General features: G+C 67.2%; 17 protein-coding genes, 2 tRNA genes and 3 pseudogenes. 12 read left to right on the top strand and 10 right to left on the bottom strand.

What is annotated here, in order from left to right; genetic code table 11:
• Positions 1-59 precede the first annotated feature (59 nt).
• From BM249_RS22190 to BM249_RS22095, 3 genes and pseudogenes are all read left to right on the top strand, one after another.
• Positions 60-284 (top strand): annotated as a pseudogene (locus BM249_RS22190) (transposase); the annotation flags it as partial.
• A 53-nt stretch (positions 285-337) separates the two neighbouring features.
• A pseudogene (locus BM249_RS22195) lies at positions 338-607 on the top strand (transposase); the annotation flags it as partial.
• Positions 531-842 carry a transposase gene (locus BM249_RS22095; protein ID WP_425284774.1) on the top strand — a complete coding sequence of 104 codons (312 nt, stop codon included), beginning with the start codon at positions 531-533 and terminating at the stop codon, positions 840-842. The pseudogene BM249_RS22195 and the gene BM249_RS22095, both read left to right, overlap by 77 nt.
• A 61-nt stretch (positions 843-903) precedes the next feature.
• Here the strand turns inward: BM249_RS22095 and BM249_RS01555 are convergent.
• The 7 genes and pseudogenes from BM249_RS01555 to BM249_RS01585 form a co-directional block, all read right to left on the bottom strand.
• Positions 904-1,273, bottom strand: a pseudogene (locus tag BM249_RS01555) (transposase); the annotation flags it as partial.
• A 154-nt stretch (positions 1,274-1,427) separates the two neighbouring features.
• Positions 1,428-1,503, bottom strand: a tRNA-Val gene (locus BM249_RS01560).
• A 102-nt stretch (positions 1,504-1,605) separates the two neighbouring features.
• The gene (gene lon / locus BM249_RS01565; protein ID WP_091968302.1) at positions 1,606-4,032 is read right to left on the bottom strand and encodes an endopeptidase La; all 2,427 of its coding nucleotides are present in this window, start codon (positions 4,030-4,032) and stop codon (positions 1,606-1,608) included.
• A 251-nt stretch (positions 4,033-4,283) separates the two neighbouring features.
• On the bottom strand, positions 4,284-5,555 hold the full coding sequence (gene clpX / locus BM249_RS01570) for an ATP-dependent Clp protease ATP-binding subunit ClpX (RefSeq protein WP_091968304.1): 1,272 nt from the start codon (positions 5,553-5,555) through the stop codon (positions 4,284-4,286).
• 217 nt (positions 5,556-5,772) lie between these two features.
• Positions 5,773-6,402 (bottom strand): ATP-dependent Clp protease proteolytic subunit, encoded by a 630-nt coding sequence (locus BM249_RS01575; protein WP_091968819.1) that lies wholly within the window; start codon positions 6,400-6,402, stop codon positions 5,773-5,775.
• 132 nt (positions 6,403-6,534) lie between these two features.
• Positions 6,535-7,968 carry a trigger factor gene (tig, locus tag BM249_RS01580; RefSeq protein WP_091968306.1) on the bottom strand — a complete coding sequence of 478 codons (1,434 nt, stop codon included), beginning with the start codon at positions 7,966-7,968 and terminating at the stop codon, positions 6,535-6,537.
• Between the two features lie 172 nt (positions 7,969-8,140).
• Positions 8,141-8,225, bottom strand: a tRNA-Leu gene (locus BM249_RS01585).
• Between the two features lie 219 nt (positions 8,226-8,444).
• Between BM249_RS01585 and BM249_RS01590 the strand changes: the two genes are divergently transcribed.
• Positions 8,445-9,929 carry a multicopper oxidase family protein gene (locus BM249_RS01590; protein WP_091968309.1) on the top strand — a complete coding sequence of 495 codons (1,485 nt, stop codon included), beginning with the start codon at positions 8,445-8,447 and terminating at the stop codon, positions 9,927-9,929.
• 15 nt (positions 9,930-9,944) lie between these two features.
• On the opposite strand, the gene BM249_RS01595 is transcribed toward BM249_RS01590, so the two are convergent.
• Entirely contained in the window at positions 9,945-11,486 is a 1,542-nt protein-coding gene (locus tag BM249_RS01595) for an NAD(P)H-hydrate dehydratase (RefSeq protein WP_091968311.1), read from the bottom strand.
• Between the two features lie 213 nt (positions 11,487-11,699).
• Between BM249_RS01595 and BM249_RS01600 the strand changes: the two genes are divergently transcribed.
• The 8 genes from BM249_RS01600 (at position 11,700) to BM249_RS01630 (ending at position 19,845) form a co-directional block, all read left to right on the top strand.
• Entirely contained in the window at positions 11,700-12,038 is a 339-nt protein-coding gene (locus BM249_RS01600; protein WP_003600526.1) for a P-II family nitrogen regulator, read from the top strand.
• Positions 12,039-12,284: 246 nt separating this feature from the next.
• Positions 12,285-13,697 carry a type I glutamate--ammonia ligase gene (gene glnA / locus BM249_RS01605; protein WP_091968314.1) on the top strand — a complete coding sequence of 471 codons (1,413 nt, stop codon included), beginning with the start codon at positions 12,285-12,287 and terminating at the stop codon, positions 13,695-13,697.
• 229 nt (positions 13,698-13,926) lie between these two features.
• Complete coding sequence (locus tag BM249_RS21100; RefSeq protein ID WP_143103663.1) at positions 13,927-14,172, top strand: hypothetical protein; 246 nt, start codon at positions 13,927-13,929, stop codon at positions 14,170-14,172.
• Positions 14,173-14,367: 195 nt separating this feature from the next.
• On the top strand, positions 14,368-15,516 hold the full coding sequence (locus tag BM249_RS01610) for a PepSY-associated TM helix domain-containing protein (protein WP_091968316.1): 1,149 nt from the start codon (positions 14,368-14,370) through the stop codon (positions 15,514-15,516).
• Positions 15,517-15,797: 281 nt separating this feature from the next.
• Positions 15,798-16,124 carry a hypothetical protein gene (locus tag BM249_RS01615; RefSeq protein WP_091968821.1) on the top strand — a complete coding sequence of 109 codons (327 nt, stop codon included), beginning with the start codon at positions 15,798-15,800 and terminating at the stop codon, positions 16,122-16,124.
• A 157-nt stretch (positions 16,125-16,281) separates the two neighbouring features.
• Positions 16,282-18,591: a ribonuclease R gene (gene rnr, locus BM249_RS01620; protein ID WP_091968319.1), complete on the top strand. Its 2,310-nt coding sequence runs from the start codon at positions 16,282-16,284 to the stop codon at positions 18,589-18,591.
• A 50-nt stretch (positions 18,592-18,641) separates the two neighbouring features.
• A complete protein-coding gene (locus BM249_RS01625; RefSeq protein ID WP_091968321.1) occupies positions 18,642-19,118 on the top strand; it encodes a DUF983 domain-containing protein in 477 nt (158 codons plus the stop codon).
• Positions 19,075-19,845 (top strand): NUDIX hydrolase, encoded by a 771-nt coding sequence (locus BM249_RS01630; protein WP_091968323.1) that lies wholly within the window; start codon positions 19,075-19,077, stop codon positions 19,843-19,845. Before BM249_RS01625 ends, BM249_RS01630 begins: the two co-directional genes overlap by 44 nt.
• A gap of 344 nt (positions 19,846-20,189) precedes the next feature.
• On the opposite strand, the gene BM249_RS01635 is transcribed toward BM249_RS01630, so the two are convergent.
• Both BM249_RS01635 and BM249_RS01640 read right to left on the bottom strand, forming a co-directional pair.
• The gene (locus BM249_RS01635) at positions 20,190-21,590 is read right to left on the bottom strand and encodes a class II 3-deoxy-7-phosphoheptulonate synthase (RefSeq protein WP_091968325.1); all 1,401 of its coding nucleotides are present in this window, start codon (positions 21,588-21,590) and stop codon (positions 20,190-20,192) included.
• A 127-nt stretch (positions 21,591-21,717) separates the two neighbouring features.
• Complete coding sequence (locus BM249_RS01640; protein ID WP_091968327.1) at positions 21,718-22,017, bottom strand: RNA polymerase sigma factor region1.1 domain-containing protein; 300 nt, start codon at positions 22,015-22,017, stop codon at positions 21,718-21,720.

A 22,017-nucleotide genomic window follows, 5' to 3' on the forward strand; every position in this document is an offset into this window, starting at 1 on the left:
GCGCCTAACAGAACGGCACGATGCATGGGGTTTTGCGTTGGTTGAGCATGGCTTGACCTCTGCTTGCCGACGATCTTTGGAGCGAGATTGCTCCGCTCCTGCCGCCGCCTCGGCCTCGCCCGAAGGGCGGACGACCTCCGATTGACAATCGGGCAGCGCTGACCGGCATCTTGTTCGTTTTGCGCTCCGGCCTGCCTTGGGAGATGTTGCTGGCCGAGATGGGCTGCGGGAGCGGCATGAGTTGCTGGCGGCGTCTGCGCGACTGGCAGGCAGCCGGCGTGTGGGCGCGTCTGCATCCGGTTCTGTTGGAGCGCCTGCACGCGGCCGGTGAGATCGACTGGCGTCGGGCGAGCCTGGACAGTGCCTCTGTCCCGGCCAAAAAGGGGGGCCTGCCACCGGCCCGAACCCGACGGACCGGGGCAAGCCGGGCACGAAGCGCCACCTCGTCACCGACGCCCGCGGCACGCCGCTCGGCATCAGGCTGACAGGCGCCAACCGGCACGACAGCCCGCAGATGGCACCGACCCTCGATGCCATCCCGCCGATCGGTACGGGCCGGCGCGGTCGCCCGCGCCGACGCCCCGACAAGCTGCACGCCGACAAGGCCGACGATGCCAAGGCGCGGCGCCAGGAGTGCCGGGCGCGGGGGATCGTCCCGCGCATCGCCCGAAAAGGCCATCGAGAGCAGCGAGAAGCTTGGGCGCCACCGCTGGGTCGTCGAGCGAACCCACGCTTGGTTCAATCGCTTCCGCCGTCTGCCCATCCGCTACGAGCGCCGCGCCGACATCTACGAGGCCTTCACAAGCCTCATCACTCTCAACCAGATCAGACGGTTCTGTTAGGCGCTCTTAACCCAGTGTCCGCGAAACCGGGGGGAGGATCAGCACCTCGCGTCGAGGCTTAGCGGTACGTCTTCGGCTCAAGGCCGATCAGCCCGTAGGCACGACGCTGCGAATAGCCCTTCTCCTCGATGGCCCAGTTCACGGCTGTTCTCCGTGCGCCGGGCGTCAGAAGTTTTTCCCAGCGCCTCACGCAGCGTCGCCACATCGAGCATCGCCTCGGCCAGGAGCTTCTTGAGCTTGCGGTTCTCCTCATGGAGCGCCTTCAGACGCCGCGCGTCCGAGACCTCCAAGCCGCCGTAGCGCGAACGCCACGTGTAGAACGTCGCATCGCTGATCCCATGGCGGCGGCAGATCTCGGTGACCGGCAGCCCAGCCTGCTGCTACTTCAGGATGCCGATGATCTGCTCTTCGCGGAACCGGCTCTTCTTCATCGTCCGTCTCCTGCTCGACGGACCCTAGCTTCAGAATGAGGACAGGCCAGGGGGCAAGGTCAGATCCAGACCGCCAACGAAACGTCTGTCACGGATTTTTCAAAGGTCTACGATGTTCGAGACTAAGGAACTCAGTTCGTCCTACCGTATGGCCTGGTGGGCGGTGAGGGACTCGAACCCCCGACCCTCTCCGTGTAAAGGAGACGCTCTACCAACTGAGCTAACCGCCCGGGCGCGCGTTTCGTAGCGAAGCCATCGGCGCCATGCAAGCGGTGGGGCGATATGAAGAAAGGCCCCGGCGTTTCCGCCGGAGCCTTTTCCGAGCTGAGCGCTCAGTGCGCGATGACCGTCGCGGTCTCGTCCTCGCCGATCACCGGGCGAACCGGGGGGGCCGGCTCCTCCCATTCGATGGCCTCGGGCACCCGCACGAGGGCGTGCTTCAGCACCTGATCCATCCGGGAGACCGGGATGATCTCCATCCCGTTCTTCACGCTGTCGGGCACCTCGGCGATGTCCTTGGCGTTCTCCTCGGGGATCAGCACGGTTTTGATACCGCCGCGCAGGGCCGCCAGCAGCTTCTCCTTGAGGCCGCCAATGGGCAGCACGCGGCCGCGCAGGGTGACCTCACCGGTCATCGCCACGTCCTTCTTCACGGGGATGCCCGTGAGGGTCGAGATGATGGCAGTGGCCATACCGATGCCGGCGGACGGTCCGTCCTTCGGGGTCGCCCCCTCCGGCACGTGGACGTGGATATCCCGGCGCTCGAACAGAGGCGGCTCGATGCCGAAATCGACGGCCCGCGAACGGACGTAACTCGCCGCCGCAGAGATCGACTCCTTCATCACGTCGCGCAGGTTGCCCGTCACCGTCATCTTGCCCTTGCCCGGCATCATGACGCCTTCGATGGTCAGCAACTCGCCGCCCACCTCGGTCCAGGCCAACCCCGTGACCACACCAACCTGATCCTCCTCGTCGATTTCGCCGTAGCGGAACTTCGGCGGACCGAGGAAGACCGGCAGGTTCTCTTCCGTGACGGTGACCGACTTCACCTTGGTGATGAGGATCTCTTTCACCGCCTTGCGAATGAGGTTCGAAATCTCGCGCTCGAGATTACGCACGCCCGCTTCCCGCGTGTAGCGGCGAATGAGCATGAGCAGCCCGGACTCGTCGATCTGCCACTCGTTGGCATCGAGACCGTGCTTCTTGATGGCTCCCGGAATTAGGTGCTTGCGCGAGATTTCGACCTTTTCCTCCTCGGTGTAACCAGCGATGCGGATCACCTCCATGCGGTCCATGAGGGGCGCGGGGATGTTCAGCGTGTTGGCCGTGGTGACGAACATGACGTTCGACAGGTCGTAATCGACCTCGAGGTAGTGGTCGTTGAAGGTCGCGTTCTGCTCGGGGTCCAGTACCTCGAGGAGGGCCGCAGACGGATCACCGCGAAAATCCATACCCATCTTGTCGATCTCGTCGAGGAGGATGAGCGGATTTGAGCTCTTGGCCTTGCGCATGGACTGCACAATCTTGCCCGGCATCGAGCCGATATAGGTCCGGCGGTGCCCCCGGATCTCGGCTTCGTCCCGAACGCCGCCCAGCGACATGCGCACGAACTCACGGCCCGTCGCCTTGGCGATGGACTTGCCCAGCGAGGTCTTGCCGACGCCCGGAGGACCGACGAGGCAGAGGATCGGCCCCGTGAGCTTGTTGGCCCGCTGCTGCACGGCGAGATACTCGACGATGCGCTCCTTGACCTTGTCGAGACCGAAGTGATCCTCGTCGAGCATCACCTGGGCGCCGAGCAGGTCCTTCTTGATTTTCGTGCGCTTGCTCCACGGGATGCCCAGCATCCAATCGAGGTAGTTGCGCACCACCGTCGCCTCAGCCGACATCGGCGACATCTGGCGCAGCTTCTTCAGCTCCGCCAAAGCCTTGTCACGGGCCTCCTTGGTGAACTTGGTCTTCTCGATCTTGTCTTCGAGTTCGGCGAGTTCGTCCTTGCCATCCTCGGAGTCGCCCAACTCCTTCTGGATCGCCTTCATCTGCTCGTTTAGATAGTACTCGCGCTGCGTCTTCTCCATCTGCCGCTTGACGCGGGTGCGGATACGCTTCTCGACCTGGAGGACCGAGATCTCGCTCTCCATCAAGGACAGCACGCGCTCCAGGCGCTGCGCCACCGTGGGGATCTCGAGAATCGCCTGCTTGTCGGCGATCTTGACGGCAAGGTGCGAGCCGACGGTGTCGGCGAGCTTCGAAGGCTCGTCGATCTGCGTCACGGCGGAGACGACTTCGGGCGAGATCTTCTTGTTGAGCTTCACATAGTTCTCGAACTCGGCGATGACCGAGCGCGCGAGGGCTTCGGCCTCGACGCTGTCGCCGAGTTCGTCCGTGAGAGTCTCGGCCTCGGCCTCGTAGTAGGAGTCCGACTTGTTGAACGCCGTGATCCTGGCGCGGCCGGCGCCTTCGACCAGCACCTTCACGGTGCCGTCGGGGAGCTTGAGGAGTTGCAGAACGCTCGCCAGGGTACCGATCTTGTAGATGGCGTCCGTGGCCGGATCGTCGTCGCTGGCATTGATCTGGGTCGCCAGCAGGATGTGCCGGTCCGTCCGCACCGCCTCTTCGAGGGCACGGATCGACTTCTCGCGCCCGACGAAGAGCGGGACGATCATGTGGGGGAATACCACGATGTCGCGGAGCGGCAGAACGGCGTAGGAGCCCGTGGAGCCCGGAACGACAGGCTGGCGCGATTTCGGTTGAGTCATGTCGGACTTCCTCATGATGGACGCCGAGCCGTCACGCCTCATACGAGCGGGTGACGTGTCGGGGCCGACCGGGCCGCGAGGGGGTCGGAAGTATTCAAAAGAAGACGCGGCTGGTAGCGGGACGCCGCACCTCAAGGGGTGAGCGTACGGCCATCGCGCTTGGAATTCAGATGGAAGCGTGAGCGGATCTTTACAAGATCCGCTCCGGCCCGGCCCCTCGGGAAGGGCCGGGCCGCGGGACGCCGCACCGATCAGGCGCTGACGCTGGCCGGGGCTTCCTTGTTGCGATCACCGTGAATGTACAGCGGACGCGACTTTCCATCGACGACCTCGGGGCCGATCACCACCTGCTCGACGGAGTCGAGACCGGGCAGATCGTACATGGTCTCGAGCAGGATGGTCTCCAGGATCGAACGCAAGCCACGGGCGCCGGTCTTGCGTTCGATCGCCTTGCGGGCGACGAGGGACAGGGCCTCGTCCTGGAACGTCAATTCGACGTTCTCCATCTCGAACAGGCGCTGGTACTGCTTGACCAGGGCGTTCTTGGGCTCCTGCAGGATCTTCTTGAGAGCGGCCTCGTCGAGGTCCTCCAGGGTCGCCAGGACAGGCAGACGGCCGACGAATTCGGGGATCAGGCCGAACTTCAGCAGATCCTCCGGCTCCACGGACCGGAACACCTCGCCGGTGCGGCGGTCGTCGGGGGCCTGCACCGTCGCGCCGAAGCCGATGGACGTGCCCTTGCCACGCTGCGAGATGATCCGCTCGAGGCCCGCAAAGGCACCGCCGCAGATGAACAGGATGTTGGTGGTGTCGACCTGCAGGAATTCCTGCTGCGGATGCTTGCGCCCGCCCTGGGGCGGCACGGAGGCGACGGTGCCCTCCATGATCTTCAGGAGCGCCTGCTGCACGCCCTCGCCCGAGACGTCGCGGGTGATGGACGGGTTGTCCGACTTGCGGGAGATCTTGTCGATCTCGTCGATGTACACGATGCCGCGCTGCGCCCGCTCGACGTTGTAGTCGGAAGCCTGGAGCAGCTTGAGGATGATGTTCTCGACGTCTTCGCCGACATAGCCGGCTTCCGTCAGGGTGGTGGCGTCCGCCATGGTGAACGGCACATCGAGGATACGCGCGAGGGTCTGGGCGAGCAGCGTCTTGCCCGAGCCCGTCGGCCCGATCAGCATGATGTTCGACTTCGCCAGCTCGACGTCGTTGTGCTTCGAGGCGTGGGCGAGGCGCTTGTAATGGTTGTGGACCGCGACGGAGAGAACCTTCTTCGCGAAGTCCTGGCCGATGACGTAGTCATCGAGGACGCGGCGGATCTCCTTCGGCGTGGGTACGCCGTCGCGGGATTTCACCAGGGAGGATTTCGACTCCTCGCGGATGATGTCCATGCACAGTTCGACACACTCGTCGCAGATGAACACCGTCGGGCCCGCGATCAGCTTGCGGACCTCGTGCTGGCTCTTGCCGCAAAACGAGCAGTACAGCGTGCTCTTCGAGTCGTTGCCGCCAGTCTTGCTCATATCGGTCTCCGTTCGCGGGCATGGCGCCGATCCCGGGCGCACACGCATCCTTCGAATTTAATGCCATCGGCCTAAAGAAACAGTCACCTGCGCGCATCTGCCGATTTCGCCTCGGACTGACGATGCAAGCACGCTGCCGCGGCCGGATCAAGGCAGGCGATTCCCGCCCGCCACGAAACGACGCGGCCGGCCCCACGCGGGGCCGGCGCGCACGCCCTCAGGTGGTGGGAGCCGGCTCCGGACGCTTCTGGATCACCTCGTCGATGAGCCCGAACTCCTTGGCGGCGTCGGCCGTCATGAAGTTGTCTCGCTCCAGGGCGTTGACGATGGCGTCGTAGTCGCGGCCAGTGTGCTTCACGTAGATCTCATTGAGGCGCTTCTTCAGGGCCTCGATCTCGCGGGCATGAATGAGGATGTCGGTGGCCTGGCCCTGGAAGCCGCCGGAGGGCTGGTGCACCATGATGCGGGCATTGGGCAGGGCGAAACGATGGCCGGGCTCGCCGGCGGTCAGCAGCAGGGAGCCCATGGAGGCGGCCTGACCGACGCACAGGGTCGTGACCGGGCAGCGGATGAACTGCATCGTGTCGTAGATGGACAGGCCCGAGGTCACCACGCCGCCGGGCGAGTTGATGTAGAAGGAGATTTCCTTCTTCGGGTTCTCGGCCTCGAGGAACAGGAGCTGCGCCACGATGAGCGAGGCACCGTAATCCTCGACCGGACCGGTCAGGAAGATGATGCGCTCGCGCAGCAGACGGGAATAGATGTCGAAGGCACGCTCGCCGCGGCTCGACTGCTCGACCACCATGGGCACGAGCGCGGAGTTATAATAGTCGACCGGATCTCTCATCATCACGTGCCCCAAACTTCGAGGGGTCCGGCCGCGCCGCGAATCGGGCGCGGGCCGGACGTTTCAGCGAACTCGAGCGACGGTGAACGCCGCCTTACTCATGGCCCGCCGCCCTCGAAAGGAGCACCGGGCTCAGTCGGCCTTGGCGACGGCGGGCAGAGCCTCGTCGCTTCCGGCCGGAACGGTCTCGTCCTTGCCGGACTCGGCCTTGGACGTCTCGGTGTCGTCCTCGTCGTCGAACAACGCCTCCTTCGAGACGGGCTCCTCGACGAGCTTCACCTGGGCGAGGACGTGATCGACGACCTTCTCCTCGAAGATCGGCGCACGCAGTTCGGCAAGCGCCTGGGCATTCTTGCGGTAGAAGTCCCAGACCTGCTGCTCCTGGCCGGGGAACTGCCGGACCCGGGCGATCAGCGCCTGGTTCACCTCGTCGTCGCTCACCCTGATATCGGCCGTCTCACCGACCTGCGCAAGCACCAAGCCGAGGCGCACGCGACGCTCGGCGATTTTGCGGTACTCGGCCGTGGCCTTCTCCTCGGTGGTGCCCTCGTCCTCGAAGGTCTTCTCGCGGGTCTTCAGGTCCTGCTCGACCTGGGCCCACACGGCGGCGAATTCCTGGTGGACGAGGCTGGGGGGCAGCTCGAAGGCGTATTTCGTGTCGAGGGCGTCGAGAAGCTCCTTCTTGAGCTTACGACGGGACTGCGCCTCGAAGTCGCTGCCGATGGCCGTGGCGACGGCTTCCTTCAGCTTGTCGAGGGATTCCATGCCGAAGTTCTTGGCGAGTTCGTCGTCGATCTTGGTCTCGCCCGGTGCCTGGATGGCCGTGACGGTGACGTCGAACTCCGCGGCCTTGCCGGCCAGCGCCTCGGCCCCGTAGGCCTCCGGGAAGGTGGTCTTCACCACGCGATTCTCGCCGACCTTGGCGCCGACGAGCTGATCCTCGAAGCCGGGGATGAACTGGCCAGAGCCGAGTTCGAGGTCGATGCCTTCGCCCTTGCCGCCCTCGAACTCGACACCGTCGATGCGGCCGACGAAATCGATGGTGACGCGGTCGCCGGTCTCGGCGGCGGCCCCCTCGTCACGCGCCGTGAAGCTGCGGTTGGACGAGGCCATGCGGGTGATGGCCTCGTCGACCTCCGTGTCGGACGGCTTGGCCACGAGCTTCGTCAGGCTGACGTCGGACAGATCGGCGAGCTCGAAGGTCGGCAGGACCTCGAGGGCGATGTTGAAGGACAGATCGGCCTTGGCGTCCAGCGCCCGCTCGACGACGGACTGCTCACCGGGGAATTCGACCTTCGGCTCGAGGGCGAGCTTCAGGTTGTTGTCCTGGACGATCCGCTGGTTGGCCTCGTTGACGGCGTTCTGCAGCACGTCGGCCATCACGGAGCGGCCGTAGAGCTTGCGCAGGTGCGCCACCGGCACCTTGCCGGGGCGGAAGCCCTTGATCTGGGCCTTGTCCTTGAGGGTCGACAGCTCGCTGTTCAGGCGCTCCTCGAGCTCATGCGCGGCGAAGGATACCTGAAACTCGCGCTTCAGCCCCTGGGAGAGTGTCTCGGTCACCTGCATGGTCGTCTTTCCGCTCTCGTGCGCGCATCGGCGCAAATTCATTCGCTCCCCGCCGCCCGAGAGGGCCGGGGATAGGGTCGGCACCAGGACGTCACGCTTGAACCGAAGGCCGAATCGCGACGAACGGCCCGGCCATTCGCGCTAGGCCGATCCGTCCTCGACGGCGATGGACTGGTGCGGGCGGAGGGGCTCGAACCCCCACGTCTTGCGACACTGGAACCTAAATCCAGCGCGTCTACCAGTTCCGCCACGCCCGCAAGCAACGACCTCCGGCGCGCATCCCGCCGCCAGAGCGCGGTGCTATAACACGGGCGCAACGGACCGCAGCAAAAAAAGTCAGCCTCCGATACGGTCCGGAACGCGCGCCCGCCCGCCCACCGAGAAGACCGATTCGCAGGCCGGTTGGCGCGCCCCGGCCCCGCGTCTACAAGCGGCGCGGGTGTCGTCCCGCCCGCGCGCCGCTCGCCAGAGGTGTCATGCCGCATCGTCCCTCGCCGCTCCCCGTCCGGTCGTCGCCGAGCGAGCTCGCGCTGTCGCGGCGAACCCTGCTCGGCGGCGCGGCGGCTCTCGCGCTCGGATCGACGGCGGCTGCGCAGACGCCCGCCAAGCCTTCGTCACTTCAGAAGCCCGCCCCCGAATCGAATCCGGAGAGTCCGGGGCGCCCCTTCCGCGCGGCGCCCGCCACGGCCCGGCTCAAGCCCGAGCCAGTCGCCGCGACCCCGGTCTGGGCGTTCGACGGCGCGAGCGTTCCGCCGGTGATTCGGATCAAGCTCGGCGAGACCGTGCGCCTGCGGGTCGAGAACAGAACCGACAAGCCCCTGTCCCTCCATTGGCACGGGGTGCGCAACCAGAACCCCATGGACGGCGTCGGGGGGCTGACCCAGGCACCGATCCCGCCGGGGGGCGACTTTTCTTATGCGTTCATACCGCCCGATGCCGGCAGCTTCCTGATTCGCCCCCTCGTGGTCGGTGGCTCGAGCGAGCCGTCGGGCCGAGGGCTCGCCGGGATGCTCGTGGTCGAGGAGGCGACGCCGCCGAGCGTCGACCACGACCTCACGGTGCTGATGCAGGATTGGCGGCTCGCCGACGACGGCACCCTGCTGCCGTTCGGCCAGACCGCCTTCGCGGCGAGTTCGGGGCGCCTCGGCAGCCTCGTCACGGTGAACGGCAAACCGGTACCGGAGGCGATCACCGTGCGGCCCGGCGCCCGCGTGCGCCTACGCCTCGCCAATGCCTGCAACGCGCGCGGCACCCGCATCCGCTTCGACAACCTGAAGGTCTACGTGGCGGCGGTGGACGGGCAGCCCACCGACGCGTTCGAACCCCTGCGCGCCACCCTCCCCTTCCCGCCCGGCACCCGCTACGACCTCATGCTGGATGTCGCTACCGAGGCGGGCGCGTCGGGCAGCATCACCGCCCTCGTGGGCAACGGCCTCGCGCTCGCCACCCTCACCACCGGAGGCGAGCCGGTGGGGGGCAAGCGCGCCGCCATCGGTCCCATCGGCGAGAACAAGCTGTTGCCGGCGGAGGTGAAGCTACAGAACGCCGTACGGCGGGACGTGGTGCTCACGGGCGGCGCCCGCCTCGATAAAGACAAGCCGGCGGCCGATCCGGTCTATACCGGTGACCCGGGAAAGATCTGGGCGGTCAACGGCACCTCGGGGGCCGCCGGCATTCCGCCCCTGTTCACGGTCAAGCGCGGGCAGGTGGTGGTGCTGGCCCTGCGCAACGAAACCGCGTTTCCCCAGGCCCTCCACCTGCACGGCCACGCCTTCCGGTTGCTCCACCCCCTCGACGACGGCTGGGAGCCCTACTGGCTCGACACCTTCCAGCTCCTCGAAGGCCGCACCGCCCGCATCGCCTTCAAGGCCGACAATCCCGGTCGCTGGGCCCTCGGCTCGACGGTGCTGGAGCGGTTCGATACCGGCCTTTGGGGCTGGTTCGAGGTGACCTCATCCTGATCAGCCCGCCCCCGATCAGAGGCCGAGGATGCCCCGCAGCACCGCCGGCATCAGCTCCGGAATATCCTCCGCGATAAGACCGGGTCCGTGGCGGCGGCCGGCATCGCCATGCATCCAGACGGCGGCGGCGGCGGCCTCGAATAGGGGCATGCCCTGGGCGAGCAGTCCGGCGATGAGGCCCGACAGCACGTCGCCCGATCCGGCGGTGCCGAGATAGGGCGTACCGTGGTCGTTGATCGCCGCGCGCCCGTCCGGGGCGGCGACCACCGTGTCGGCCCCCTTGAACACCACCACCGTTGCGGTCAGCGCCGCGGCCCGGCGGGCGCGTTCGAGTTTCGACAGATCGTCGGCGACGGCGTCGGTGCCCTCGAAAAGCCTGGCGAACTCGCCGGCATGCGGGGTGAGCACGGCCTGCGACGCGCCATCGGCGATATGCGCGGCCAGGAGCCGCGCCCGCCCCTTGAAGCTCGTCAGGGCGTCGGCGTCGAGGACGAGGTGGCGTCCGGCGCCGGCCGCCACCGCGACGAGATCGCGGGTGGCCTCGCCGACGCCGAGGCCGGGACCGGCCACCACGACGTTGAGGCGCTCGTCCACCAGGAGATCGTCGAGATCGTCGGCGCCCTCGCAGGCGCGCAGCATGATCGCCGTCAGGTGAGCTGCGTTCTCCGCCATGGCGTTGGGCGGTGCCGCCAGGGTGACGAGGCCCGCGCCGACCCGCAGGGCCGCGCGGGCGGCGAGGCGCGCCGCGCCGGTGCGATGGGCGGGCCCGGACAGAACCAGGGCGTGGCCGCGCGTGTATTTGTGACTCGCCGCCGCGAGGCGCGGGAACGTCCTGCGCCACAAATCGGGACCGTTGCGCCACAGGGGCGCGTCCGCGCCAAATCCGGCGGTGAGATCGGCCGCATCGGTGCCGATCTCCGCCACATGCACGATCCCGCAACGATCCTGGCCCGGCTGGAGCAGGTGCCCGGGCTTCAGGGCCACGAAGGTCACGGTCTCGACGGCGCGCACGGCGCAGCCCCGTACGGCGCCGGTATCGCCATCGATCCCGCTCGGCACATCGACGGCGATGACGGGCGCCGTCGTGCACCCCAACCGCTCGACCAGGACGGCGGCATCGCCTTCGAGATCGCGCGACAGCCCGGCCCCGAACAGGGCATCGACGACGAGGCCGTAGCCATGGACATCCGTGAGGTCGGCCGGGGCGAGGACCGGGCCGGTCCAGGCCGCCGCCGCAGCGGCGGCATCGCCCTTGAAAGAAGCCGCCGCCGCAGCGGCGGCATCGCCCGAGAGATCGGTGACCGGAACGAGGGCCACGAGATCCACGGCGATCCCCGCGTCTCGCAGCAGGCGGGCGGCGACGAAGCCGTCACCGCCGTTGTTGCCGGGGCCGCACAGGACAAGGACGCGCCCGCCCTCCGGCAGATGCGCCCGCACCCGCGCGGCGACGGCGGCGCCGGCCCGCTCCATCAGGCTCGTGCCCGGCACGCCCCTCGCGATCGCGGCCGCATCGACCCGGCGCATCGCCTCGACGGTGAGCAGGCGCGTCGTCTCCATGGACAATCCCCATCGGTGTTCACGAACATGCCCGCGTCCCACGCAGACCCACCTGCGGCGGCTCCAGAGCGGGGCGAAAGCCTGAACGATTTGCAGAATGTGCACATTCGTTGTGCAATTTTCGGCCCGTCATCGCCAAAACGGCGTGGCGGTGACCCCGCCGCGATGATACCAAAGTGGCTCAGAGCAGCATCGAGGTCAGGCCCGCCCGGCATGAAGAAGATCGAAGCGATCATCAAGCCTTTCAAACTGGACGAGGTGAAGGAAGCCCTCCAAGAGGTCGGCCTGCAGGGCATCACGGTCATCGAGGCCAAGGGCTTCGGCCGCCAGAAGGGCCACACCGAACTCTATCGCGGCGCCGAGTACGTCGTAGATTTCCTGCCGAAGGTGAAACTCGAGATCGTCCTTTCGGACGCCCTGGTCGAGGGGGCCGTCGAGGCGATCCGCAAGTCGGCCCAGACCGGGCGCATCGGCGACGGCAAGATCTTCGTCTCGACCATCGAGGAAGCGATTCGCATCCGGACCGGAGAGACCGGCACCGACGCGATCTGAGCGCCCACCGACACACCGATGTCATCGTTCGGTGCTCGAACGCGCGGAGCGCGGGAGCATCCGCATGGGCGGACCACGGGCGCGTGACGGAATCGACGGTCTCTCGCCGCCGGAGAGCGTTTTCTTCGCGTGAACCGGGTCCACCGCGCACGAAAACCCTATAAACCGACCCCATCCGCGGGCCGCCCTTCGGCGGCGCGCGGCAAAACCACGGCTGAATGCCGCGAACGCAGGAGACTCCCGAGGATGGCCAAGACTGCAGCCGACGTCCTGAAGGAAATCAAGGACAACGACGTCAAGTACGTGGACTTCCGGTTCACCGACCCGCGCGGCAAGTGGCAGCACGTCACGTTCGACGTCTCCCTCGTGGACGACGAGATTTTCACCGACGGCACCATGTTCGATGGCTCCTCCATCGCCGGCTGGAAGGCCATCAACGAATCCGACATGCTGCTGATGCCGGACCCGGCCACCGCCTGTATGGACCCGTTCTTCTCCGCCTCCACCATGTCCATCGTCTGCGACGTGCTGGAACCGTCCACGGGCGCACCCTACAGCCGCGATCCGCGCGGCACGGCGAAGCTGGCGGAAGCCTACCTCAAGTCCACGGGCATCGGCGACACGATCTATGTCGGCCCCGAGGCCGAGTTCTTCGTGTTCGACGACGTGAAGTTCGCCTCCGACCCGTACCAGACCGGCTTCAAGCTCGACTCCACCGAGCTGCCCATCAACGGCTTCACCGATTACGAGGGCGGCAACCTCGGTCACCGCATCCCCATGAAGGGCGGCTACTTCCCGGTGCCCCCGCAGGATTCGGCCCAGGACATGCGCGGTGAGATGCTCGCCGCCATGCAGTCCATGGGCGTGAAGGTCGAGAAGCACCATCACGAGGTGGCGAGCGCCCAGCACGAGCTCGGCATGAAGTTCGACACCCTCACGCTGCTCGCCGACCACATGCAGATCTACAAGTACTGCATCCACAACGTCGCCCAGAGCTACGGCAAGACCGCGACGTTCATGCCGAAGCCCGTCTACGGCGATAACGGCTCGGGCATGCACGTGCACCAGTCGATCTGGAAGGACGGCAAGCCGCTGTTCGCCGGCGACAAGTACGCCGACCTCAGCCAGGAATGCCTGTGGTTCATCGGAGGCACGATCAAGCACGCCAAGGCGCTCAACGCCTTCACCAATCCGTCGACCAACTCCTACAAGCGCCTGGTGCCGGGCTACGAGGCCCCCGTGCTGCTGGCCTACTCCGCCCGCAACCGCTCGGCCTCCTGCCGCATTCCGTGGACGACGAACCCGAAGGCCAAGCGCGTCGAGGTCCGCTTCCCCGATCCGATGGCGAACCCCTACCTCGCCTTCTCGGCCCTGCTCATGGCCGGCATCGACGGCATCCTGAACAAGATCGATCCGGGTCCGGCCATGGACAAGGATCTCTACGACCTGCCCCCGCGCGAGCTGAAGCAGATCCCGACCGTCTGCGGCTCGCTGCGCGAGGCCCTGGAAAACCTCGACCGCGACCGCGCCTTCCTCAAGATGGGCAACGTCTTCACCGACGATCAGATCGACTCGTTCATCGAGCTCAAGATGACGGAAGTGATGCGCTACGAGATGACCCCGCACCCCGTCGAGTTCACGATGTACTACTCGCTCTAAGGCGAGCGGGCCGGGCCTTCGCGCCCGGCTTTTTCAGACACGTGCGACGCCGGGGCCTTGATCGGGGGCTCCGGCGTTTCGCGTTGCGGCGGCTCTCATCCTCGGAGCGTCGCGATTTGGCATTCGGCGCGGTTCGATGTCACAATTTAAGATAGACTTACGTCTCGAATACTCTGCCGCCGTAACTCTGGGCGGGCTTTCCCACTCGACCGACGCACGCCGACGTCCCATGGCACGCAAGCCTCCTCTTCGACGATCGCTTCCACCCGAATTCAAGACGCCAGGCGACCACTTCCATCAAGACATCGACTTTGATGCCAAGACGTTCCCGGAATTGGCAATTCATTTAGCCGGTTGCTTCTCGGATGACGCACGGTCGGTGCCGCTGGCGTTTCTCATCGATCGTGTCGATTTCGCTTCCGCCGAGGACGTGAAATCGCACTGGAACGCGGCCTGTACGGATCTGTGGTTCTGAGACGGCGAGGAGGTGCGCCGTCTGCCGGCGGCCATTCGCGACGCCCTCGGCCAGGGTCGAACCCGGACCGGATGGGCAGCGGCAAGCACGGGCCGAACCCATGGCCGCAGAATTCTGCCACCGAAGCGGCGGTGATCGCCCCACTCCCCCTCACGCCATCGCCGCCGCCCGCGCGGTCTGCTACGGCAGACAGCCATGCTTCGCTCCGTCCTCTTCCGCTTACATTGGATTCTTGGCCTCACTGCCGGGCTTGTCCTTGTCGTCGTCGCCCTGACGGGGGCTTTGATGAGTTACGAGGAGGCCATAGGCGATTGGGCCGACCACGACCGGGCCTTCGTCGCGGTCCAGACGACGCCCCGCCTCGGCCCCGAGGCCCTGATCGCCCACGTGGAAGCGCAGCGGCCGGGCGCGAAGGTCAACACCGTCACCCTCTCGTCCGATCCGGCGCGGAGCGCGCGCATCCGCTTCGCCGTCGCGGACAAGAATGGCGCACGGCCGCCCTCGTCCTATCTCGACCCGTATGACGGGCGTTACCTCGGCGCGCCGCGCCTCGAAGCGGCGTTCGCGACGATCCGCGACCTGCATCGCTGGCTCCTCCTGCCCGGCGAGGGCAAGGGTTGGGGCCGCACCATCACGGGCGCGAGCGCTGTGGCACTCCTGGTCTTCCTCGGAACCGGCCTCTATCTGCGCTGGCCGAAAATCCATTCCTGGCGGATCTGGCTGAAACCGAATCTCGGACGTCTCGGCCGCCCGCGCTGGTGGTCGCTCCACACCATCGCGGGGACCTGGCTGCTGCCGGTCTATGCGGTTATCGCCCTGTCGGGCTTATGGTGGTCCTACGATTGGTACCGCGACGCCGCGACCTGGGTACTCACCGGCGAGGGCCCACGCGCGAAACCCGCCCGCACCGCCGTGCGCGGGAAGGAACCGCCGGCCCTCGACAGGGCCTGGGCGACGTTCCAGGCCGGAGAAGGCCGGGACGCGACCCTCGCCATCCTGACGGTCCCCAACCCCGACGCGGCTACGATCCGCATCCGCTACCAACTCGGGGCGTCCCGCCTGCGCAACGAGGTGACGTTTGATTCTGCCACCGGAGCGCGAGTGTCCGCCGCCCGTGACGCCGACAAGGCACTGGGCCGGCGCATGGCCGACAACATGCTCGAAGTGCATCGCGGACGCTTCTTCGGCGACGCCATCGCGTTCGTATTCTTCGCGGCCTCCCTGCTGATGCCCCTCTTGGCCGCGAGCGGCCTCGTGCTCTACGTCCTGCGCCGCCGCGCGGCCCGGCGGCGGGCACGGGTGACAAGCGCCGGGATCGGTCCGGCCCAGGGCCTCGAAGCCTGAGGCGACGGCTTGGCCGCAGCGCTCCGTATATGCGGATTGAGGTGAGGGGGCGCCGGATACCGATCTCGGAGAACCTTCCCATGCCCCTCGCAGCTTCGCGCAACGCCGCCCCGCACCTTGTCGCCGCCCCCGACGGCGACCGTTGCCCGAGGCCGATTCATACGGTTGCCGGATGATCCAATTGGCTTCCGACGAGCGCGTGAGAAAACGTCCCAGCGGCTCGGAAATTGGCGCGGGCCTTGCGCTGCGATCAGGGCCGCGGATCCAATGACCGGATGTTCATGAACGACCTCAGACACCTCCTCGCCAGTCTCGTGAAAGCGGCCCTGATGGGAGAGGACCGCGCCAGCCTCCTGTGGCGCGAGGAGGCCCGACAGAGCCACGCCCGCATCGCCCTCGACCCCGCGACGGTCGCCTCCCTCAAGATCGACGGGATGTGGACGCTCGCCGTGGGCGACGCCGAGGCACCCGAGTTCCGTGACGCGGAGGGACAGGTCGAGTTCGGTCTCCCCGCCCTGTGTCCCTTCGGCCTGAACGAAATCACCGACCCCGATCTCGACATCGATGCGGCCGTCGAGCGCATCCGCAAGTCCGCCGCGACGGGATGATCCGCCGCCACGGGATGAACGATGTTGAGGGCGGGCTGCGTGCCGTTGTCCGGAAGCGCCCGCGCGCCCATGTTACGGCGACAGGCCATGATTCCATGCTGGGATCGGCCGACATCTCTTGCGCAGGGTCACGACCCCGCGCCGCGAGCCCGTTGATTTGGCCAAGCGTATCAATCCGAACCCCGGGCGCCCCGCCCTCCCCTCCCGTGAGGACATTCTCGCCTTTATCGCGAGCGCGACCGAGAAGGTCGGCAAACGCGAGATCGCGGCGGCCTTCGGCATCAAGGGGGCCGACCGCATCGGCCTCAAGCGCATCCTGAAGGAGATTGAAGAGGACGGGGCCATCGAGCGCGGACGCGGCGGTCTCACCGAGGCCGGACGCCTGCCGGCGGTGGTGCTCGCCGATATCCGGTCCCGCGACCGCGACGGCGATTTCATCGCAACCCCCGTCGAGTGGGATGTGGAGAAGGGACCGCCGCCGAAGATCACCGTAATGACGCCGCGGCCGGGTCGTAAACCCGGTCTCGCGGCGCCCGGTCTCAACGACCGGGTCCTCCTACGCGTCGCCGCGACGGAGGGCGAAGCCGGGCGCTATACGGGCCGCGTCATCAAGGTGGTGGGCAAGAACAAGGCCGAGATCATCGGCGTCTACCGCGCCGGGAAGGATGGCGGACGCATCATTCCCGTCGAGAAACGCGCGCAGGGCCGCGAGATCGCGATCCCGGCCGGCGAGGAAGGCGAGGCCCGTGACGGCGACCTCGTGAGCGTCAGCCTCCAGCGCGAGACCCAGTTCGGCCTGCCCCGGGGCCGGGTGAAGGAGCGGCTGGGATCGCTCGGCTCCGAGAAGGCGATCAGCCTCATCGCGCTTCACCTCCACCACATCCCCCATGTGTTTTCCGCCGCGACGCTGGCGGAGGCCGACGCCGTGGCGCCCGCCGGTCTCGACGGGCGGGAAGATTGGCGGGCCGAGCCCCTCATCACCATCGACCCGCCCGACGCCAAGGACCACGACGACGCCGTGATGGCGGTCCCCGATCCCGACCCGGCCAATCCGGGCGGCTTCGTCGTCACCGTGGCCATCGCCGACGTCGCGGCCTATGTCCGCCCAGGTTCGGCCCTCGACCGCGAAGCCCTGATGCGGGGTAATTCGGTCTACTTCCCCGACCGGGTGGTACCGATGCTGCCCGAGCGCATCTCCAACGACCTGTGTTCGCTCCGCGAGCACGAAGACCGCCCGGCCCTGGCTGTGCGCATGGTCGTCACCGCCGATGGGACGAAGCGGCGCCACAGTTTCCATCGGGTGACCATGCGCTCGCGCGCGAAGTTGTCCTACGCTCAGGCCCAGGCCGCCATCGACGGGTTTCCGGACGAAACCACCACGCCGCTGCTCGATCCGGTCTTGCGCCCCCTCTGGTCCGCCTATGACGCCCTGAAAGCCGCCCGTGACGCGCGCGGTCCCCTGAACCTCGACCTCCCGGAGCGCAAGGTGCTCCTCACCCCTGACGGCGCCGTCGACCGCGTCGTGGTGCCGGCCCGCCTCGACGCGCACCGGCTCATCGAGGAGTTCATGATCCAGGCGAACGTCGCCGCCGCCGAGACCTTGGAACAGGCGAAACAGCCGCTGATCTACCGCGTCCACGACGAGCCGGCCCTGGAGAAGATGCGGGCTTTGGGCGAAGTGCTCGCCTCCATCGGCATCAAGATCCCGAAGGAAGGGGCCCTGCGCCCAGCCCTGTTCAACCGCCTCCTCGGGGCGGTGGCCGAGACAGAACACGCGATCTTCATCAACGAGGTGGTGCTGCGCTCCCAGGCCCAGGCGGTCTACGCCGCGCAGAACCTCGGGCATTTCGGCCTGAACCTGCGCCGCTACGCCCACTTCACCTCGCCGATCCGACGCTACGCCGACCTCATCGTCCACCGCGCCCTCATCGCGGCCTGCCGCCTCGGACGCGACGGCCTGTCGTCGGACGTCACCGTGGGGATGCTCGATCAAATCGGCGAGCAGATCTCGGCGGCCGAGCGCCGGGCCATGGCGGCCGAGCGCGAGACCATCGACCGTCTCATCGCCCACCACCTCGCCGACCGGGTCGGGGCCGAGTTCACCGGACAGATCTCGGGCGTGACCCGCGCGGGGCTGTTCATCAAGCTCGACGAGACCGGGGCCGACGGCTTCGTGCCGATTTCGACCCTCGGCGCCGATTTCTACCGCCACGACGAGGCCCGGCACGCCCTGGTGGGCGAGCGTTCGGGCGAAACCCACCGCCTCGGCGACCGGGTCGAAGTGCGTCTCGTCGAGGCCGCCGCCGTGGCGGGTGCCCTGCGCTTTGAATTGCTGTCGGACGGCCAGTCGCGTCCGACACGCGGTCCCGCAGGCGGGAAGGCTCGCGCCACCCGCAAGGCCGGGGCGCCGGGGCGCCCCCCCGGCATCCGCAACTCCGGGTCGCGTCACCGCGGGTCGCGCCGATGAGGCCGGTGGTGTAGACAGACAGCCTCCGACGAACAGGACGGACCGAGCCCATGACCGCGCGCGTCGAGACCCTTCCGGCCGAACGCACCGGCCTCGTGACGTCCATGACGCGCGGTTTCCTGGGACGCTGCCCCCATTGCGGCGAGGGTCGGATGTTCGGTCGGTTTCTCAAGGTCCGGCCGAACTGCGACGCCTGCGGGCTCGCGCTGCATAGCCACCGCGCCGACGATCTTCCGCCCTACGTGGTGATCTTCATCGTCGGCCACATCGTCGGATACTTCATCCTCGAGCTCGAGACGAATTACGACGTGCCGTTGTGGTTCCAGCTGAGCTTCTGGCCCGTCGTCACCCTGGGCTCGGCCCTCGCCCTGTTGCAACCGGTGAAGGGTGCCGTCGTCGGTCTGCAATACGCCCTTGGCATGGGGGGCTTCGCCACGCTACCCGTCCGAAGCGTAGCCGTATCGCCCCCGGAGGAGCCTCAGCGTGGACAGAGCGACATCCGCAGCCCAGGTCTCGGCCCCGCCTGATCCGCCGGAGCACGGCGTCGAAAAGTCCGGCGTCGCCAGAACGGCGACCCTGCGGCCTCGCAACGCCGCGACCCTCATCATCCTCGATCGCACGAAGCGGACGCCGAGAATTCTGATGGGCCGGCGGCACCCGTCCCTCGCCTTCATGCCCGGCAAATTCGTATTTCCGGGCGGCCGCATCGAACCTGGTGATCGACATATGCCCGTGGCCGGCGCGCTCTCGGCGAGAGCCTGCGATGCCCTGGCGCTGCGCGTTCCGCGCGCCTCCCACGCGCTCGGGCGCGCCCTGGCCCTGGCCGCGATCCGGGAGACCTACGAGGAGACCGGGCTCATGCTCGGCACCCGCGAGTACGGACCGCCGGAGGCCACGCCCGAGGGCAGTTGGCAGGCATTCCGCGCGGCCGAGATCCTCCCGGACCTCGAAGACCTGCATTTCGTCGCCCGTGCCATCACCCCACCGGGCCGGCCCCGGCGGTTCGACACCCGCTTCTTCGCCGTCGACCGCAAGGCGGTGGCGCGGGAGATCCCCGGAATTGTCACGCCGAATTCCGAGTTGGTCGAACTCGCCTGGGTGACCTTCGCGGAGGCGCGGAGCCTCGACCTGCCCCGGATCACCGGCCTCGTCCTGACGGACCTCGAAACGCAGGTGGCCGGGAACCTCGCTCCCTATCTGCCGATCCCGTTCTATTACGAGAGCCGGGGCAAGGGACAGCGGGACACCCTGTAGAAGCGCCACCCCGCGATAGATTCAGGAACTCAACTCCAACCCGACCCGTTGGAGAAAAGATGTCTTCACGGGAGTTGCGTCATGCTTAAGGGCGGTTTGCTTTGGCTCATCGGCATTCCCTTGCCGATCATCCTGATCATCTACTTCTTCACGGGCTGGTTGCATTAGGCGGTTTCTGCGGCACCGAAATCCGAGAGCGCATAAGAAAAGGCCCCGCCTCAACGGCGGGGCCTTTTGCGTCGTCAGAACTCCATTTGCGCCCGGCGCAATGGCGAAGTTCAGCTTCGCTCAAGCCCCGCACCGACCTCTGATCCCGCGACCACGTCGATCGCGTGGAGGCCGACTCATTCCGCCGCGTCGAGGCGGGGGCGCTCGAACTCGGCCCGTTCGCGCTTCACCAGTTCGGCCGTGAGGAACGCCACCTCCAGGGCCTGCTCCGCGTTGAGGCGCGGGTCGCAGTAGGTGTGGTAACGGTCCTGCAGGTCGTCGGCCGTCAGCGCCCGGGCGCCGCCCGTGCATTCGGTGACGTCCTTACCGGTCATCTCCAGATGGATGCCGCCCGCAATCGTGCCCTCGGCCCGGTGGATGCCGAAGAAGCTCTCGATCTCCTGCATCACCCGCTCGAACGGCCGGGTCTTGTAGCCGCCGGCCGAGATCGTGTTGCCGTGCATGGGATCGCACACCCACACCACCTTGCGGCCCTCGCGCTCCACCGCCCGGATCAGACCCGGCAGGTGATCGCCGACCTTGTCGGCGCCGAAGCGGCAGATCAGGGTGAGGCGCCCGGCCTCGTTGGCGGGGTTCAGCTGATCGATGAGGCCGATGAGTCCCTCGGCGGTCATCGACGGCCCGCACTTCAGGCCGATGGGGTTCCGGATGCCGCGCGCGTACTCGATATGCGCGTGGTCGGCCTGACGCGTACGGTCGCCGATCCACAGCATGTGGCCCGACGTGGCGTACCACTCGCCGCTCGTGGAATCGACGCGGGTCAGCGCCTCCTCGTAGCCGAGCAGCAGGGCCTCGTGGCTGGTGTAGAAGTCCGTGGTGCGAACCTCTTGGTGCGTCTCGGGGTTGATCCCGATGGCGCGCATGAAGTCGAGGGCCTCGGTCATGCGCTCGGCGCAATCGGCGTAACGGGCCGATTGCGGCGAATCCTTCACGAAGCCGAGCATCCAGCGATGCGAGTTCTCGAGGTTGGCGTAACCGCCCGTCGCGAAGGCGCGCAGGAGGTTGAGCGTCGCCGCCGACTGGCGGTACGCTTCGAGTTGCCGGCGCGGATCGGGCACGCGGGCCTCCTCCGTGAAGGTCAAGCCGTTGACGATGTCGCCGCGGTAGCTCGGCAGGCTGACGCCGCCGATGGTCTCGGTGGGCGACGAACGGGGCTTGGCGAACTGTCCGGCGATGCGCCCGACTTTCACCACCGGCGAGCCGCCCGCGAAGGTGAGCACCAGGGCCATCTGCAGGAACACGCGGAAGAAATCGCGGATGTTGTCGGCCGAATGCTCGTCGAAGCTCTCGGCGCAATCACCGCCCTGGAGCAGGAACGCCTCGCCCGTCGAGACGCGCGCCAGGGCGGATTTCAGCTTCCGGGCCTCGCCTGCAAAGACCAAGGGCGGAAAGCTCGCGAGCTGGGTCTCGACGGCGGAAAGCGCAGCGGCGTCCGGATAAGCCGGCACCTGCTGGATCGGCAGGTCGCGCCAAGATTTCGGCGTCCAGCCCGTCTTCGATGTCCGACGCTCACCCATGATTGTCTCCCGCCACCCCTCGGCCGGCCGTCTTCGCGCGCCGAAAGCGGCACGGAAAGCGCGGCTTATAGAGGGGTTTGTTCGCAGACGCGAGAGTCGGGGACGGTTGGTCTGCCCTGCTGCCGGATCAGGCCCCGTCGCCCTCCTCGATGGCGATGCCGTGCTCCGACAGGATCCAGAAAATCGCCTCCAGATCCTCCGAGGTCACGTCGCGAGGCGGAAGGGCCTCTTCGAGGTCGTCATAGGTCAGCCGGCGCAAGCGCTGCGTTTCGGCCTTGGCGAGCAGGATATCGACGGCCTTGCGCATATCCTCCGGTAGGGCGTCGTGGCTCGGCAGGCGATCGTCATCGACGGGGCGCAGGGCCTCGGCGAGCAACCGGTCGATGATCGCCTGACGGCGATCGTGCGCGTCGTCGTGCTGGTCCAT

The sequence above is a fragment of the Methylobacterium gossipiicola genome, from assembly GCF_900113485.1.
Classification (GTDB): Bacteria; Pseudomonadota; Alphaproteobacteria; order Rhizobiales; family Beijerinckiaceae; genus Methylobacterium; species Methylobacterium gossipiicola.

What these genes read in the sequence shown, in the direction of transcription:
- glnA (WP_091968314.1), top strand. Translation starts at nt 12,285, where the DNA reads ATGGCCAAGACTGCAGCCGACGTCCTGAAGGAAATCAAGGACAACGAC.
- BM249_RS01600 (WP_003600526.1), top strand. Translation starts at nt 11,700, where the DNA reads ATGAAGAAGATCGAAGCGATCATCAAGCCTTTCAAACTGGACGAGGTG.
- BM249_RS21100 (WP_143103663.1), top strand. Translation starts at nt 13,927, where the DNA reads ATGGCACGCAAGCCTCCTCTTCGACGATCGCTTCCACCCGAATTCAAG.
- BM249_RS01590 (WP_091968309.1), top strand. Translation starts at nt 8,445, where the DNA reads ATGCCGCATCGTCCCTCGCCGCTCCCCGTCCGGTCGTCGCCGAGCGAG.
- BM249_RS01640 (WP_091968327.1), bottom strand. Translation starts at nt 22,017, where the DNA reads ATGGACCAGCACGACGACGCGCACGATCGCCGTCAGGCGATCATCGAC.
- BM249_RS01595 (WP_091968311.1), bottom strand. Translation starts at nt 11,486, where the DNA reads ATGGAGACGACGCGCCTGCTCACCGTCGAGGCGATGCGCCGGGTCGAT.
- BM249_RS01635 (WP_091968325.1), bottom strand. Translation starts at nt 21,590, where the DNA reads ATGGGTGAGCGTCGGACATCGAAGACGGGCTGGACGCCGAAATCTTGG.
- lon (WP_091968302.1), bottom strand. Translation starts at nt 4,032, where the DNA reads ATGACTCAACCGAAATCGCGCCAGCCTGTCGTTCCGGGCTCCACGGGC.
- BM249_RS22095 (WP_425284774.1), top strand. Translation starts at nt 531, where the DNA reads ATGCCATCCCGCCGATCGGTACGGGCCGGCGCGGTCGCCCGCGCCGAC.
- BM249_RS01575 (WP_091968819.1), bottom strand. Translation starts at nt 6,402, where the DNA reads ATGAGAGATCCGGTCGACTATTATAACTCCGCGCTCGTGCCCATGGTG.
- BM249_RS01610 (WP_091968316.1), top strand. Translation starts at nt 14,368, where the DNA reads ATGCTTCGCTCCGTCCTCTTCCGCTTACATTGGATTCTTGGCCTCACT.
- clpX (WP_091968304.1), bottom strand. Translation starts at nt 5,555, where the DNA reads ATGAGCAAGACTGGCGGCAACGACTCGAAGAGCACGCTGTACTGCTCG.
- BM249_RS01615 (WP_091968821.1), top strand. Translation starts at nt 15,798, where the DNA reads ATGAACGACCTCAGACACCTCCTCGCCAGTCTCGTGAAAGCGGCCCTG.
- tig (WP_091968306.1), bottom strand. Translation starts at nt 7,968, where the DNA reads ATGCAGGTGACCGAGACACTCTCCCAGGGGCTGAAGCGCGAGTTTCAG.
- BM249_RS01625 (WP_091968321.1), top strand. Translation starts at nt 18,642, where the DNA reads ATGACCGCGCGCGTCGAGACCCTTCCGGCCGAACGCACCGGCCTCGTG.